The sequence below is a fragment of the Kutzneria sp. CA-103260 genome, from assembly GCF_018263855.1.
GTDB lineage: Bacteria > Actinomycetota > Actinomycetes > Mycobacteriales > Pseudonocardiaceae > Kutzneria.
This window is the reverse complement of sequence record NZ_CP073318.1, coordinates 7,172,011-7,186,483: the sequence shown is the minus strand read 5'-3', so window position 1 is coordinate 7,186,483 and position 14,473 is coordinate 7,172,011. Positions and strand designations below refer to the sequence as shown.

The following is a 14,473-nucleotide window of genomic DNA, read 5'->3' as shown; positions in this document are numbered from 1 at the left end:
CGGTCGCGCATATGGATCGCCTGTCCGAGATCACCTTCGTACTGCCTGTGACGCCGGAATCACACGCCTTCCTCGGCGAGCTGCGTACTCTGCTCTCGGATGTGTCGTATGCCAAGTCCGCCGACTCCGCGGGCGTGCGGGGCGGGGCAGTAGACCGCCTGGCCCTCACCCCGCCGCAGCCCTGCGAAGCCCGTCCCGTGACAGCGTTCGTACTGGCCGAGGTACCTGCACCCGAGATCGTCCTCGATACGGGTCAGTCCATCGTGACCTGCGCGGGCACGTCCGGTCGGCAGGCGCTCACGGCGAGGGTCGAGATGCCAGACCTGACCCGCCGTCTCGCCGGACACGTCCGACGGGTCGACCACACTGGCGTGAACGTGCCTGGTAGCTCCACGTCACCCGAGCAGTGGCGCAACCTTGTGCAGGCGATCGCTTCGGCGTCCACCATGTACCGCTATCCCACCGGCGAGGAGTGGCCGTTCGTCCTCCCATCGACGTCGGCCGAACTGCGTGACGATATCCGGGACTTCGTCGTTGGCCGCGAGCCTCGGTTCGAGCTGGTCTACGACCAGTGGCGGACGCAGACTGAGTGGCAGTTTGCGCTCTGGACCGACCTGACCCGCGCCGGACTGGAGCTGATGTTTCCCGAACCCGAAGGGACCACGTTCTCCGGCCTTGAGGAGATCTTCCGCGTCGTCTCGGTACATCACCCCTGGCCGGGCCTGGATATCCGATTCGACCTGTGCTATCGCATCGAGGACGGCCCGTCCGACTGGGAGACCGGCGAGTGGCTGGTGACCGAAGGTGGCCGGATACGCTGACACCCCGCTACCGACCGCTGCTCGAGAACGGTGGATCGTGAAGGATCGCCCATGTCGTCAGGCGGGTTGGGTTTCGGGTGGCCGCCCCAGCGTTGGCGGCGTTCGCTGCGGACGCGGACGCGTTCGCGGCGTTGGGCGGCGATGACGTCGGGGGGCGGTTGTCGGCGTTGCGCCAGCGCAGGCACGCGTGCAGCGCGCGAGCCAGGGCGGCGCGGTTGGAGTAGTTCGAGTTGGCCATGGTGAACATGCGCAGGGGCCCGAACTGGGCCTCGATCGGATCGGCCCACGACGCATTGGTCGTCCTGTCGCAAACCGGCAGTCCTTCAAGGTCAACGCACTGGCCATCCTGACAGTCGCCGACGCGGCGGATCAGCGGCGGACGCGGTAGGTGAGGTGGGTGACGCCCTCGCCCTCCACCACCGTCGGACCGTCCAGCTGCACCGGGCCGGTGGCCAGCTCGCCGAAGAACGGGATGCCCTTGCCCAGCAGCACCGGCACCAGGTCGACCTGCACGGCGTCGAGCAGCCCGGCGTCGAGGCACTGGCGGACGATGGTCGGGCTGGCCACCGCCACGTTCTTGCCGCCGGCCGCCGCCTTCGCCTTGGCCACCGCGCTCTCGATGCCGTCGGTGACGAAGGTGAACGGGGCCTCGGGGTGCGCCCAGTCGGTGGGCACGGTGTGGGTCACGATGACCACCGGCACGCCCATCGGGTGCGTCCCGTTCCAGCCGCTGGTCAGGTCGAACAGCCGCCGGCCGCCGAGCAGCGCGCCGATGGTGGCCTGCCCGTGCCGCAGCACCCCGGCGCTGGCCTCCGACGTGCGGAAGGTCGCCCACTCCACCGCCGTCGGCACCGCCACGTCGCCGCTGCCGTACCAGCCGAAGACCTGCTCGATGCCGTCGTCGGTGTCGGCGACGAAGCCGTCGAGCGACATGGACATGTTGGCGATGACCTCGGACATCTCGTGCTCCTTGAGTTCGGGTTGGCGTTGCTGGTCAAAGCCTCGCCGCCGCGGGTGGCCGATATATCTGCCAGGTGGCCGAGATGGCCGGGCGAGGTGGCCGATGTCCTCGGGTGGGGTGGCCGATGCCGCCCGGCCTGGCAGGATGACCAGGCATGTCCGTGACGCACCTGGCCGCCGGTCTCGACCCGCTGGGCGCGGCCGGGCCGAACGACCCCGCGCGGGAGTCGCGGCGGCGGCTGGCGCTGCTGCTGGACGCCACGAAATCCGCCTTCGCTTCGGTCGAGGAGGCGGTCGCCGCGGCCGACGACCTTCGGCAGGGCTTCGCGGACGACCCGAACGCCAAACGTTTGCGGATCGCCCTGCACACCGGCGACGACAGCGAGCCGACCGTCCGCCGGGCGCGGCGCCTGTGCCAGATCGCCAACGGCGGCCAGACGTTGCTGTCGGCGACCACCGCCGCCGAGCTGCCACTGCGGCCCTATGACCTGGGCGTGCACCGACTGCGTGACCTCATGTCACCGATCCGCCTGTACGCCATCGGCGACGACCGGCCGCCGCGGTCGCTGGACCAGGTGCCGAACAACCTGCCGCTGCAGTTCACCACCTTCGTCGGCCGGCACGCCGAGCTGGCCGCACTGCGCACCCTGCTGCTCGGCGAACGGCTCGTCACCCTCGCCGGTCCCGGCGGCAGCGGCAAAACCCGCCTGGCCGCCCAGCTCGCCGCCGACCACTCCGAGTACTGGCCGCAGGGCGCTTGGTGGGTGGACCTGGCCGAGATCACCGAGCCCGCGCTGGTCGCCGACGCCGTGACGGAGGCGATCGGGGCACTGGTCGGGTCGGGCCAGTTGGCGCCGCAGTTGCGGGGGAGCCGGCTGCTGCTGGGCCTGGACAACTGCGAGCAGGTACTGGACGGGGTCGCGGACCTGGCCGCCGAATTGCTTCGCACCTGCCCGGAAGTGACGGTGCTGGCGACCAGCCGGGAGCCGCTGGGGATTCCCGGCGAGGCGGTCTGGCGAGTGCCGCCGATCGCCACCGGCGAGGCGCTGGCGCTGTTCGTGGAGCGAGCCCGGCAGGTGGTGCCGGGGTTCGAACTGGACGACGCCGGTCGTGCGGCGGTGGCGTCGATGTGCGAGCGGCTGGACGGCATGCCGCTGGCCCTGGAGCTGGCGGCGGCCTGGCTGCGCACCCTCACCCCGCAGCAGATCGAAGCCGGCCTCGACGACCGGTTTTCCCTGCTCACACGGGGTCCACGCGGCGTCGCCACCCGACAGCAAACGCTTGCGGCCTCGGTGCAGTGGAGCCATGACCTGCTCGACGACACCGAGCGGACCGCCTTTCGTCGCCTCGCGGTCTTCCACGGCGGCTTCACCCTCGACGCCGCCCGCGCCGTCTGCGACCGGGATGTGCGGGGAACGCTGGCCGGCCTGGTCGACAAGTCGCTGGTCGTCGCCGAGGACGGCCGCTACCGCCTGCTGGAGACCATCCGCGAGTACGCCGCCGCCCGTCTCCAGCAGGCCGGCGAGGAAGAGGCGACGAGGGACCGCCACCTCGACCACTTCCTGGCCTGTACGGAGGGCGGGGACTCGCAGGACAAAGACGTGTGGCGGATTCGGATGCAGGCGGAGCACGGGAACCTGCGGGCGGCGCTCGACCACGGCCTGGCGGCGGGGGACCCGGAGAAGGGGCGGCGGCTGGCGGCGGGGCTGGCCTGGCTGTGGCATCTGAGCGGCCCGGGACACGAGGGAATCGACTTCCTGCGGCGGGCGATCGAGCGGGCGCCGGAGGACAGTTCGCCGTTGCAGTCCAGGCTCTTCACCGGGATGGCGCTCGTGGCGGATGTTGCGGGGCCGGTTGGGCTCGGCGTGGAGGCGTTGGATCAGGCGCTGAAGCTGGCGGCGGACGAGCGGGACCGGGGGCTGCCGTTGGTGCTCCAGGCGGTGGGCCGGCTGTTCGCGGATCTGGATGGGGCCTGGCAGCAGGGGCTGACGGCGCTCCGGTCGGCCGAGGTCTCGGGGGACGAGTTCGTACGCGATGCTTCCCTTGCGCTGCAAGGGATCGTGCTGCACCTGCGGGACGAACACGAGCAGGCGGTGCCGTTGCTGGCCAGCGCGTCGGCGGAGCTGCTGCGGCGGGGCGACCGGGGTGTCGCGGCCACGGCGCTCGGCTTCCGGGCAGCCAGCGCCCGGGTCACCGGGGATCTTGACCTCGCGAGGGATCTGGCCGAGGAAGCGGTCAAGATCGCGGCGCCGCTCGGCGACTACAACCGGGTCGGCAGCACGCGCGGCGTCCTGGCCACCGTGCACGCCACTGCCGGCGACACCGAGGCCGGATTGCGGCTGATGGAGCCGGTGCTCAATCTCGTGCGCAACGCCGAGGTGCCGGTTGTGGTGCCGGGCATGGCATCCGCGCTGGGCAGCCTCTACCTGGCCCGCGGCGAGTTCGACGAGGCCGAGCGTTGGCTGCGCGAAGCGGCCGCGCCGACCGAGCGGGTCACCTGCATCGCCGTGCAGTCATTGCCATCCCTCGCCGCCGCCCTCATCGGCCTCGACCGCCACGAGGAGGCTGCCGCGCTCCTTGACCGCGCCGTCACCATGGCCGGCGAGCTGCGCATGCCCCGCGTCCTGGCCGACGCCTATGAGCAGCAAGGCCACCTTCGTAGCGACCTCGACCTGCACCACCGCGCCCTCGCCATCCGCGTCGACCACGGACTGCGCCTCGGCTGCGTGGACAGCGTCGAGGCCATCGCCACCCTCACCGGTGATGACCAGGTCCTCGCCGCGGCCCGTGCCCGGAGCGACGCCATGATGTCCCTGGACGAAGCCATCGAGTACGTCCGCCGCACGCGTGGCCCCCGTTCCCGCCCGTCGGCCGGCTGGCCCAGCCTCACGCCCACCGAACTCAGCGTCGCCAAGCTGGCGGCCGCCGGTCTCAACAACCCCGAGATCGCCGCCAAGCTGTTCATGAGCCGGGGCACGGTGAAGACCCATCTCTCGCACATCTTCGCCAAGCTGGGCATAGGCAATCGCACCGAGTTGGCCACGATGGCGGCCGCCCGGCTCGGGGACTGAGGGGAGCCCCGGCTTCCCCCACGGTGACGTCCTCGTATCCCGAATGGACACAGTGCGCCGGTGATCGCGCGGTACAGTCCGGCCGCCGGTTAGGCTGGCCCGCCCGGCCGCGCGCCATGACTTGTCCCGATCTGCCCGAGGGAACCGATGACCGAGAAGTCGCCCGAACGCCTGGTGTTCTTCACCGACGCCGTCGTCGCGATCGCACTGACCCTGCTGGTGCTGCCGCTCACCGAGATCGTGCCGGAGGTGGTGGCCGCGCACGGCGAGCCGCTGGAGGCGGTCACCGGTCACCAGCAGCAGATATGGAGCTTCCTGCTCAGCTTCGTGGTGATCAGCCGGCAGTGGATCGCCCACCACCGGCTGTTCGAGCACATCCGGGCCTACAACCAGATGCTGTTCATGGTGAACCTGCTGTGGCTGCTGACGGTCGTGGTGCTGCCGTTCGCCACCCAGATGGTCGGCGCGTTCGGCACCGACAAGTTCACCTGCCTGCTCTACATCGGCACCATGGTGGTCAACAGCACCTGCCACGCGGTGATGAGCTGGACCGTGCGGGCCCACCCGGAGTTGGCCGTCGAGGGCGACGGCATCACGGTCCGCTGGCTGTTCAACGCCATCGGCAGCGCCATCGCGATGGCGGTCGCCTTCCTGCTGGCCGCCGTCTTCCACGACATCAACTACTTCGGCATCCTCCTGCTGCTGGTGCCGCCGGTGGTGGCGCGCCTGGTGTATCCGAGCGTGCCCAAGCCGGCTCGACTGTCCGAATAGGACTCAGTCACGGGCGCGGCCGGTGGTGGCACGGGCCAGCAGCGTCGCCTCCAGGGTCACCGGGGCCGGGTCGGTGTCGGGCTCGTCGTTCTGGGCCAACAGGAGTTCGGCGACGGCGGCCGAGCCGAGGTCGGCCAGCGGCGCGGCGATGGTGGTGAGGGCCGGGGTGGAGTACGCGGCCATCTTGGTCCCGCCCCAGCCGGTGACGCTGGTCTGCCCGGGGATCCGGACGCCGAGTTGCAGCAGCCGGGCGACCACGCCCATGGCCATCTGGTCGTTGAAGCACAGCACAGCGGTCGGTAACGGCCGCCGTACGAGGGCGTCGGCGGCGTCGCTGCCGGTTTCGAAGGTGGCCGGGCCCATGGGGGCGACGGTGAGCTCGACGCCGGCGGCGGACGAGGCCTTGCGCAGGGCGGCGAGGCGGTCGTGGGCGACCCACGAGTTGTCGGGCCCGGGGTAGTAGGTGGCGGCGGTGTGTCCGAGATTGGCCAGGTACTGGGTCAGCAGCGACATGGCGTGCGGGGCGTCGACGAGCACGCTGCGGTGGCCGGGCACGTGCCGGTTGACGAAGACGAGCGGCCGCAGCGGGCCGACCGAGGCGATCTGCTCCTGGGACAGCAGCGAGGAGAACAGGATTAGCCCGTCCACGTCCTTGGCCAGGGCGTGCACCAGTTTCTCCTCGTCAGCGGCACTGTCGTCGCTGTCGGCCAGCAGCGCGGCCAGGCCGTGCTCGCGAGCGCCGTGCTGGGCGGCCTTGATCATCTCCGGGAACAGCGGGTTGGCCAGGTTGGGCACCACCAGCCCGATGTTGGCGGTGCGGCCCGTGGTCAGCGAGGCGGCGTTGCGGTTGGGGGAGTAGTTCAGCTGCTCGGCGGCGGCGTGCACCTTCAGCCGCGTCTCGTCGCGGAACAGCTCCGGCCGGGTGAACACCCTGGACACCGTGGAGACCGACACGCCCGCCGCCCGCGCGACATCGCGAATCGTTGCTCGCGGCATTGCTTCCTCTCGCCCTGTGGTCACCCCCTCACACCCAGTTTAGGACAGCGGGCGACACCGTGCCCGCATCCTTGACAAGGCCGCGACCAGGGCACATTCTTAACCGTCCGTTCGGTCAGTTAACACTGGAGTCGACGATGACCGCAGGATGGGATGCGGCGCCGGCCGCCGAGGAGCTGACCGCCGTCGAGCGGCTGTCCGTCGACGAGCTGCGGGCGCTCCAGCTGATCCGTCTACAGTGGACACTCCAGCACGCGTACGAGAACGTGCCCTTCTACCGCAAGAAGTTCGACGAGGCCGGGGTGCGGCCGCAGGACTGCCGCGAGCTGGCCGATCTGGCGAACTTCCCGGTCACCACCAAGCACGACCTGCGCGACAACTACCCGTTCGGCATGTTCGCCGTGCCCCAGGAGCGGGTCCGGCGCATCCACGCCTCCAGCGGCACCACCGGCAAGCCGACGGTGGTGGGCTACACGGCCGAGGACATCGACACCTGGGCCACCGTGATGGCCCGCTCCATCTTCGCCGCCGGCGGCCGGCCCGGCCACAAGGTGCACGTGGCCTACGGCTACGGCCTGTTCACCGGCGGCCTGGGCGCGCACTACGGCGTGGAGAAGCTGGGCTGCACGGTGATCCCGGCCTCCGGCGGCATGACCGCGCGCCAGGTGCAGATCATCACCGACTTCCGGCCCGAGATCATCATGGTCACGCCGACGTACATGCTGACCCTGCTCGACGAGTTCGAGCGGCAGGGCATCGACCCGGCCGGCAGCTCGCTGCGGGTCGGCATCTTCGGCGCCGAGCCGTGGACCGAGAAGATGCGGGCCGAGATCGAGCAGCGGGCCGGCCTGCACGCCGTCGACATCTACGGACTGTCCGAGGTGATGGGGCCCGGGGTGGCCCAGGAGTGCGTGGAGACCAAGGACGGCCTGCACGTCTGGGAGGACCACTTCCTGCCCGAGGTGATCGACCCGGTCTTCGGCAACGTGCTGCCGGACGGCGAGACCGGCGAGCTGCTGTTCACCTCGCTGACCAAGCAGGCCCTGCCGATCATCCGCTACCGCACCCGGGACCTGACCGCGCTGCGCCCCGGCACCGCCCGGCCGGCGTTCCGGCGGATGGACAAGGTCACCGGCCGCAGCGACGACATGATCATCCTGCGCGGGGTGAACGTGTTCCCCACCCAGATCGAGGAGATCGTGCTCGGCACCGCCGGCCTGTCCCCGCACTTCCAGCTGCGGCTGAGCCGCCGCGAGCGGATGGACCACCTGACCGTGGTGGTCGAGGCCCGCCCGGACGCCGCCGCCGAACTCCGGGTCGCCGCGGCCACCGAGATCGTCGGCCGGGTCAAGGACGGCGTCGGCGTGACGGTCGCGGTCGAGGTCGTGGACCCGGAGACGCTGGAGCGGTCGGTCGGCAAGCTGAAGCGGGTCATCGACGACCGCCCGAAGGACTAGGCCCGCCGCCCGCACGTTCAACGTGAGGATGGGGCCCTTCATGACGAAGGGCTCGCCGGTGAAATGCGGAGGCTTCAGATCGGCCGGGGCGGCATACTGCGGCGGTGGACCGAGACTTCGTGCTGCGGGAATTCGACCGTCAGATCCGCCGGGCCGGCGGGGACGTGCTGATCGAGGACGACTGGGCCGGGGTGGTCAGCACCGACCTGGACGAGCGGACCGCGGACGCGGCGATCGCCAAGCACGTCAGGACTTTCACCGAGCTGGGGCTGCCCTGGGAGTGGAAGCACTACTCCTACGACCAGCCGGCGGATCTCGCGGATCGGTTGCGGAAAGCGGGATTCACGGCAGAGCCGGCCGAGGCGCTGCTGGTGGCGGTGATCGACGAGTTGCCGACCGAGGCGCCGCTGCCGTCGGGGGCGGAGATCGTGCCGGTGACCGACGTGGCCACCGCCGAGCAGTTCGTCCAGGTGCACAACGAGGTGTTCGGCGGCGACTACGCGAAGGTGGCGTGGCGGCTGCTGGCCGACCCGGACAACCAGCTCGGCTTTGTGGTGCTGGCCGGCGGGGAGGCGGTGTCGGCGGCGCGGGTGGAGTTCCACCGCGGCACGGAGTTCGCCAGCCTGTGGGGCGGTGGCACGCTGCCGTCGTGGCGGGGCCGCGGCCTGTTCAAGGCCCTGGTGGCGCACCGGGCCCGGCTGGCGGCGGCTCGGGGATTCCGCTACCTCCAGGTGGACGCCTCCGACGACAGCAGCCCGATCCTGCAACGGCTCGGCTTCGTGCAGCTGGCCACGACCACGCCGTTCATTCACTCCTGACCATGCCGGCAACATCCCGCCACAGCTGGCGGACCGTCGACTCCTGCCAGCCGCCGGGGCCGCCGCTGACGTGACCGACCACCGAACCGTCCTCGGTGTTGCGGGCCCGCACGCTCATTCGGGTCGTGATGCGCATCAGCGGGCCGGCGGCCTCCGCCACGCGGCCGGTCGCCGGCCCGAAGACGAGGCCGATCGGGCGTTCGGCCGGGATGAGCTCGAAGAAGGTGCGCAGCGTCGTGGACTCGGCCATGTCGGGGCTGAGGCCACGCAGCTCGATGAGGTCGAAACGGTTGTGCCGCTGGGACTTCAGCAGCACGTCGCGAACGACCCGGGAGTAGTCGGCGGTCAGCTCGGCGGGCGGCGCGGGGATGGCCACGAAGGTGGGGGCGAAGCAGGGACCCAGCATCCGCTGCCACTGTGGACGGTCGCGCTTGCGGAACACGGTGGAGAAGATGAGATCCCCGCCATCCATCCGCGGGCCCATGGCACAGGCCAGGGCGGCGAACATGGTCGTGAAGGCGGTGCCGCGGTGGGTCCGGGCCAGCCGCTCCAGGGCGGCGTAGTCGTTGGCGGACAGGACTTCGCCCCGGTACTCGAAACCCTCGGCGCCGGCGTCCGGACGCACGCGGGCGAACCGCTTGCCGCCCAGGGAACTCTGCCACCAGGCCCGCGCCGCGTCGAGGCCGACGCGCTCCTGTTCCAGCTCGTGCACCACATACTCGCCGAACTGAGCCGACGGTGGCGGCACGGCCGGGCCGCCGAGTTCGGCGGTGTAGAGGGCGGCGAGCTCAGTGAGGGCGGCCCACACCGTCGGCGGATCGCAGGCCAGGTGTTGCAGGTGCAGGGAAAGTTTGTTGCCGGACACGGTGAGCACGAGCGGCGTCGGGCTGTCGGCCGGCACCGGGAAGTGCAGGGCGACCTCGTCGACCTGCTCGATGACCCCGGCGACCTGGGGAGCGACCACCTGGGCGTCCTCGGCGAACCGGGTGCGCAGCAGCTCGTGCCGCCGCAGCAGTTCGTCCAGGGCCCGTTGCAGCACGACGAGATTCAACGGCTGGTCCAGATCGACGACGGCGTTGATGGTGAAGTAGGGGTCGGTGAACACGCCCGGCCGCGTCTGCTCGTCGGTCATGCACTGGCGCTGCCAGATGGACAGCGGCCAGGAGGTCTCCACGGTCGTCATCGGCGGGCCAACTCCTCGGCATAGTCGGGAATATCGGCCTTCAGCAGCGCCTCGTGCAAGGGCCGCAACAACTCCGGGTCGAAGCCGGACTCCCGCCAGGTGTCGAACGGGATGCCGAAGCCCAGGGCGCACCACAGGTCGGCGTTGCGCTGCTCGTGCGCGCCGAACGGCTCCAGCAGCACGGCCGGCGTGGCCGACCACAGCGAGTCCAGCAGCGTGCCGCCGCCCGGCTTGCTCACGGTGGCCATCGCCGCCCGGGTCAGGTCGAACGAGCCGTGGTGGCCCTGGCTGCGCGCGAACTGGGTGGAGCCGTCGGCGAGGACCTGGCCGAACGGCGGATATCCGTTGTCCAGCCAGGGATGCCACTCCGGGTCGACCATGAAGTAGCGCACGCCCTCGGCCGTGACGTCCCGGCCCTCGTAGGCGATGACGTCCAGCCGCAGCCCGTGTTCCAGCAGCTCGCCGACCCGCTCGCGGTAGGTGCCCATGCCCCAGCCGCCGCCGTGCAGGAACACCCGCTGCTCGCGTTCCGCCCACGGCACCGGCGGCTCGGTGCTGACCGGGATGCTGCACGGGATCGTGCCGGCCTCGGCGTCAGCCAGCCGCACATGGCGAACGTCAAGATCCGTGACTGTCTTGGTGAATGACGGCGACTCCACGGAATCCACGTGGCACACGTCGATCTCGCAGTCGTAGCCGGCGAGGAGGGGCAGCCAGAAGCCGGAGAACACCACCACCCGGTCCACACCCCGGGCCCGCCAGTCGGCGAACAACGCTGCCACCGCCACCGGATCGACCGAGTCGGCCGGCGAGCCCGCCACCTTCTGGCCGGCCAGCGCGACCCGGAAGTTCCGGTGGAAGGCGAACTTCATGGTCGCGGTGGTGGCCAGCTTGCTCTCGGGGAGCAGGCGTTCCAGCACGCTGACGCCGACCGGCACGCCCCGCTCCCGTAGCCGGTCGGCCAGCAGCAGGCCGGGCACGTGCACGCCGAGGGCGACACCGGAGGTGAGGATCTCGATCATTGGAGTTCCCCCAACGCCTTGCGCAGGCACATCGAGGTCAGTTTGACCAGGGCCGCCCGGTCCGGCCCCGAGTAGCCGCGCGGGTCGCCCTCGATGAGCATGATCAGGTACAGGTAGGTCCGGTACAGCGCGAGCCGCCGCCGCGCCGAGTCGGTGAACTCGATGCCGCCGTAGCCGTCCAGGAACGCGGCGTCGTCGGCGATGTCGCCGAACAGGGCCAGCGACACCATCTCGGCCAGCGGGTCGCCCCAGAACGCCCGCTCGCCATCGACGACGCCGGTGATCTCCTTGTCCTGCACCAGGATGTTGCCCGGCCACAGGTCGAAGTGCACCAGCGCCGGCGTGGTCACGTCGTCGAGCACGTAGGCGTTGGCGCCGATCAGCTGGCGGATCTGGGTCACCGAGCGCGGCAGCGGCGTCTCCCAGCGCAGGGCGTCGGCCAGCAGCGCGTCCAGCATGCCCAGGAACGCCGTGCGCCAGCTCGGCGAGGTTTCCCCTTGCGGGTAGCCGAAAGTCTCACCGGTGATCCGGTGCAGGCCGGCGACCAGCCGGCCGAGGTCCCGCCGCAGTCGCTCCCGGTCGGCGTCGCCGATCTCCTCGCGCAGGCCGTACCAGTTCCCGCCGGGCAACTCGGTCATGAGCAGGAAGTCGGTGTCCAACACCGATCGGGAGAAGTCGGCGTGCACCACCTGGGGCACCGGCAGCGCGGTTGCCGTGCGGTAGAACAGGGTCTCGGTCCGCATCAGGTCGCGCTCGTAGGACAGGCCCGGCATCGACGGGTCCGGAGCGATCTTCAGCACCAGCCCCGAGCCGTCGGTGAGCCGCAGCCGGTAGGCGGTGTTGTAGCTGGCCTCGCCCAGCTCCTCCCGCCCGGCCAACCGGTTCGGCTCCACCCCCGACGCCGCGAGCACGCCGGCCAACTGCTCGTCGTCGACATGCCGCTGGTAGCTGTTGATGCTTGTCATGACGCCTCCCTGGCCTGCCGATGGATGGCGGCCATCAGCGTGATGCGGTCGATGGCGGCGGCGAGTTCACCACTGCCACCGGCCACGATGTCACGGGCGCGGGCCAGCTGGAGGTCGTAGTAGCCGACCGGTGGGAACGCTTCCACGGTTTTGGTCCCGTTGGCCCGCCGGATGACCAGGTTCAGCGGCAGCGTGCCGGCCGCCGGCAGCAGGAAGTTCCGGATCCGCACCGACGCCTCGGCGAAGATGAACTCGTGGTTGGCGAGGTGCTTGTCGCCGACCTCGCAGTGCAGCTCGGCGGTGCAGTCGGGCCAGGTCAGGGTCGCGTCGAAGGAGCGGTCGACGCCGCCTGCCCCGTCGAAGGCCGACCGGCCGGACCCGACCGCGCCGTCGAGTCCGACCGTGGCCTGCACGGCTTGCAGCCAGTAGCTGGCGCTGTCCAGGAAGATGCCGCCCCCCAGCTCCGGCCGCTCCCGGTAGCTGCCCGCCACCGGGACGCCGAAGCGGATCTCGGTGCGGATCCCGGTCAGCGGCCCGTACCTACCGTCGGTGATCATCTCCCGGACCGCCGCCGCCCACGGATGGCCGATCGTCGGCACGGCCTCGATCACCTGCACGCCGGCCGCGGCGGCGGCGATCTCCGCGCATTCCGCCGCTGACAGGCACAGCGGCTTCTCCACGATCACGTGCTTGCCTGCCTCAGCGGCGGCGACCACCCACTCCCGGTGCGCGGAGTTGTGCAGCGACACGTAAACCGTGTTGACACCGGGATCGGCGACCAGCTCCGCGTACGAGCCGTGCACGCGGTCGATGCCGTTGCGGCGGGCGAACTCCTTGGCCCGCACCGGATCACTGGCCGCCACGGCCCGCACGGTCACGTCGTCGAAGGCGGCGCTGGGGCGCAGCACTGCCTTCTCCGCGATCCCGGTCGCGCCGATCAGCCCGATGTCAAGCGGCATCCACGACTCCCCTCGGGGTCAGCCCGGCGGCGGCCAGTGCGGCCACCACCGCGTCCTGCAGGCGGCCGACCTCGGCGGACGGGCATACCAACCCCAAGTACACCCGTCCGCCCGGCGCGGCCAGCCCGCTGCCGCTCAACACCACCACATCCAGGCCTTGCACCGCGCCAATCACGTCCTCGACGCCCTGGCCCTCAGCCACCCGCAGATCCAGCTGCCACAGCCGGAATCCGGGCATGCGCCGCTCCAGCCGCAGCGCCAGCAGGCCCAGCGACCGGCGGGCGTTGACCTCCAGGATCGGCACGACGGTCCCGTTGGCCAGCACCATCGAGTCCACGCCCACCGGACCCCAGTAGCCGGCCGCCGACACGGCCTTGGCCACCGAGCCCAGCACGTCGACGTAGCCGCTGCGCTCGACCAGGGCCAGCAGCTCGTCGGAGGCCGGCGCGGAGCCGATGTGGCGGAAGCCCCGGTTGTTCATGCCCTGCACGCCCAGGAACTCCCAGCGGCCGTCCCGAAACACCTCCAGATGCCCGGAGAAGTCCAGCCGCTTGTCGAACTTCGGCTGCACCAGCAACTCGATCCGCCGGTCCTGGCGGGCCAGCGTCCGGGTCACGGCCCGCAGCACACCGGGCGTGCCGACCTCCAGCATCGCCCGCCCGGACACCCCGTACGGGTCCTTGACCACCACGGTTCCGTCTACCGCGGCGGTCAGCTCCTCGACCGACCGGACCACGGTGCCGGTGCCCGGCAGGCCGAGTTCCACGGCCAGCTCGTTGGACCACGTCTTGGAGTTCACCTCCGCGACTACGTCGCCGTCCGGCAGCCCGTCCGTCCAATCGAGACGGACAGTGTCCGGCAGCACCGCGTACGGGCGGAGCTCGCCGTAGGCCCGCAGCAGTTCCCGGGTCGAAGGGTCAGCGAGGACAGCGCTTTCCACGGTTCCGTCAGCGTCGACGGAATGCCCCGTGAACGTGATCCCGCACGCCGCCAACCCCTCGACCACCGCCGGCGCCACCGGTCGCCGGGTGACCAGCAGATCCCCCGGCGCGCAGAAGCCGGCCAGCAGCTCGTCCATCGACTCGGCGACACCCTCGGCCGAGCCGGCCGCCGGCAGCGTCGCCAGGTCTTCCGGCCGCCACCAGCGCTCCGCGTCGAAGGTGCCCAGGACTACCCCAGAGCCACGTCGGACGGTCACGCCGCCGGCGCCAGCTGTCGCACGTAGGACGCGAACTGCGCCACCGACCGCAGGTCGTCCAGCTCCAGGTTCTCGTAGTCCAGCTCCAGGTCGAAGGTGTCCTCGATGCCCAGCAGGAAGGAGATCATCTGGAGCGAGTCCAGGCCGTACTCCTCGACCAGGTCCACGTCCCGGCCGACCTCGTCCGGGGTCATCCCGTTGGACAGCACGCCGACCAGGACCTCGCGCACCTTGTCCTCAACCGTGTCCATG

The 14,473-nt window shown here is 70.8% G+C and carries 13 protein-coding genes; 5 read left to right on the top strand and 8 right to left on the bottom strand.

Annotated elements, in window-relative coordinates; genetic code table 11:
- The first annotated feature begins 11 nt into the window (after positions 1-11).
- Positions 12-821, top strand: a complete 810-nt coding sequence (locus JJ691_RS31620) for a hypothetical protein (protein ID WP_211763234.1) — start codon at positions 12-14, stop codon at positions 819-821.
- A 369-nt stretch (positions 822-1,190) separates the two neighbouring features.
- Here JJ691_RS31620 and JJ691_RS31615 read toward each other — a convergent pair whose 3' ends face one another.
- Positions 1,191-1,781 carry a dihydrofolate reductase family protein gene (locus tag JJ691_RS31615; RefSeq protein ID WP_211763233.1) on the bottom strand — a complete coding sequence of 197 codons (591 nt, stop codon included), beginning with the start codon at positions 1,779-1,781 and terminating at the stop codon, positions 1,191-1,193.
- 155 nt (positions 1,782-1,936) lie between these two features.
- On the opposite strand from JJ691_RS31615, the gene JJ691_RS53100 reads away from it, so the two are divergent.
- Together JJ691_RS53100 and JJ691_RS31605 are read left to right on the top strand one after the other, a co-directional pair.
- The gene (locus JJ691_RS53100) at positions 1,937-4,852 is read left to right on the top strand and encodes a helix-turn-helix transcriptional regulator (RefSeq protein WP_211763232.1); all 2,916 of its coding nucleotides are present in this window, start codon (positions 1,937-1,939) and stop codon (positions 4,850-4,852) included.
- A gap of 147 nt (positions 4,853-4,999) precedes the next feature.
- Positions 5,000-5,623, top strand: a complete 624-nt coding sequence (locus JJ691_RS31605) for a TMEM175 family protein (RefSeq protein ID WP_211763231.1) — start codon at positions 5,000-5,002, stop codon at positions 5,621-5,623.
- Positions 5,624-5,626: 3 nt separating this feature from the next.
- Here the strand turns inward: JJ691_RS31605 and JJ691_RS31600 are convergent, their stop codons facing one another.
- Positions 5,627-6,619, bottom strand: coding sequence for a LacI family DNA-binding transcriptional regulator (locus JJ691_RS31600; RefSeq protein WP_211763230.1), 993 nt, complete (start codon positions 6,617-6,619; stop codon positions 5,627-5,629).
- 137 nt (positions 6,620-6,756) lie between these two features.
- Between JJ691_RS31600 and paaK the strand changes: the two genes are divergently transcribed.
- Both paaK and JJ691_RS31590 read left to right on the top strand, forming a co-directional pair.
- On the top strand, positions 6,757-8,076 hold the full coding sequence (gene paaK / locus JJ691_RS31595) for a phenylacetate--CoA ligase PaaK (protein WP_211763229.1): 1,320 nt from the start codon (positions 6,757-6,759) through the stop codon (positions 8,074-8,076).
- A 104-nt stretch (positions 8,077-8,180) separates the two neighbouring features.
- On the top strand, positions 8,181-8,894 hold the full coding sequence (locus JJ691_RS31590) for a GNAT family N-acetyltransferase (protein WP_211763228.1): 714 nt from the start codon (positions 8,181-8,183) through the stop codon (positions 8,892-8,894).
- On the opposite strand, the gene JJ691_RS31585 is transcribed toward JJ691_RS31590, so the two are convergent.
- Genes JJ691_RS31585 through JJ691_RS31560 form a run of 6 tightly spaced genes read right to left on the bottom strand, consistent with a single transcriptional unit; the run spans position 8,881 to position 14,472 of the window.
- On the bottom strand, positions 8,881-10,077 hold the full coding sequence (locus JJ691_RS31585; RefSeq protein ID WP_211763227.1) for a condensation domain-containing protein: 1,197 nt from the start codon (positions 10,075-10,077) through the stop codon (positions 8,881-8,883). The two genes, JJ691_RS31590 and JJ691_RS31585, sit on opposite strands and share 14 nt — an antisense overlap.
- Positions 10,074-11,099, bottom strand: a complete 1,026-nt coding sequence (locus tag JJ691_RS31580; RefSeq protein ID WP_211763226.1) for a hypothetical protein — start codon at positions 11,097-11,099, stop codon at positions 10,074-10,076. Before JJ691_RS31580 ends, JJ691_RS31585 begins: the two co-directional genes overlap by 4 nt.
- Complete coding sequence (locus JJ691_RS31575; protein WP_211763225.1) at positions 11,096-12,064, bottom strand: phosphotransferase family protein; 969 nt, start codon at positions 12,062-12,064, stop codon at positions 11,096-11,098. Before JJ691_RS31575 ends, JJ691_RS31580 begins: the two co-directional genes overlap by 4 nt.
- Positions 12,061-13,023: a Gfo/Idh/MocA family protein gene (locus JJ691_RS31570; RefSeq protein ID WP_211763224.1), complete on the bottom strand. Its 963-nt coding sequence runs from the start codon at positions 13,021-13,023 to the stop codon at positions 12,061-12,063. Before JJ691_RS31570 ends, JJ691_RS31575 begins: the two co-directional genes overlap by 4 nt.
- Complete coding sequence (locus JJ691_RS31565) at positions 13,013-14,221, bottom strand: hypothetical protein (RefSeq protein ID WP_211763223.1); 1,209 nt, start codon at positions 14,219-14,221, stop codon at positions 13,013-13,015. Before JJ691_RS31565 ends, JJ691_RS31570 begins: the two co-directional genes overlap by 11 nt.
- Complete coding sequence (locus tag JJ691_RS31560) at positions 14,218-14,472, bottom strand: acyl carrier protein (protein ID WP_211763222.1); 255 nt, start codon at positions 14,470-14,472, stop codon at positions 14,218-14,220. Before JJ691_RS31560 ends, JJ691_RS31565 begins: the two co-directional genes overlap by 4 nt.
- Position 14,473 lies beyond the last annotated feature (1 nt).

Coding starts and splice junctions, on each gene's coding strand:
- JJ691_RS31620 (WP_211763234.1), top strand. CDS start 12: ATGGATCGCCTGTCCGAGATCACCTTCGTACTGCCTGTGACGCCGGAA.
- JJ691_RS31615 (WP_211763233.1), bottom strand. CDS start 1,781: ATGTCCGAGGTCATCGCCAACATGTCCATGTCGCTCGACGGCTTCGTC.
- JJ691_RS53100 (WP_211763232.1), top strand. CDS start 1,937: ATGTCCGTGACGCACCTGGCCGCCGGTCTCGACCCGCTGGGCGCGGCC.
- JJ691_RS31605 (WP_211763231.1), top strand. CDS start 5,000: ATGACCGAGAAGTCGCCCGAACGCCTGGTGTTCTTCACCGACGCCGTC.
- JJ691_RS31600 (WP_211763230.1), bottom strand. CDS start 6,619: ATGCCGCGAGCAACGATTCGCGATGTCGCGCGGGCGGCGGGCGTGTCG.
- paaK (WP_211763229.1), top strand. CDS start 6,757: ATGACCGCAGGATGGGATGCGGCGCCGGCCGCCGAGGAGCTGACCGCC.
- JJ691_RS31585 (WP_211763227.1), bottom strand. CDS start 10,077: ATGACGACCGTGGAGACCTCCTGGCCGCTGTCCATCTGGCAGCGCCAG.
- JJ691_RS31580 (WP_211763226.1), bottom strand. CDS start 11,099: ATGATCGAGATCCTCACCTCCGGTGTCGCCCTCGGCGTGCACGTGCCC.
- JJ691_RS31575 (WP_211763225.1), bottom strand. CDS start 12,064: ATGACAAGCATCAACAGCTACCAGCGGCATGTCGACGACGAGCAGTTG.
- JJ691_RS31570 (WP_211763224.1), bottom strand. CDS start 13,023: ATGCCGCTTGACATCGGGCTGATCGGCGCGACCGGGATCGCGGAGAAG.
- JJ691_RS31560 (WP_211763222.1), bottom strand. CDS start 14,472: ATGGACACGGTTGAGGACAAGGTGCGCGAGGTCCTGGTCGGCGTGCTG.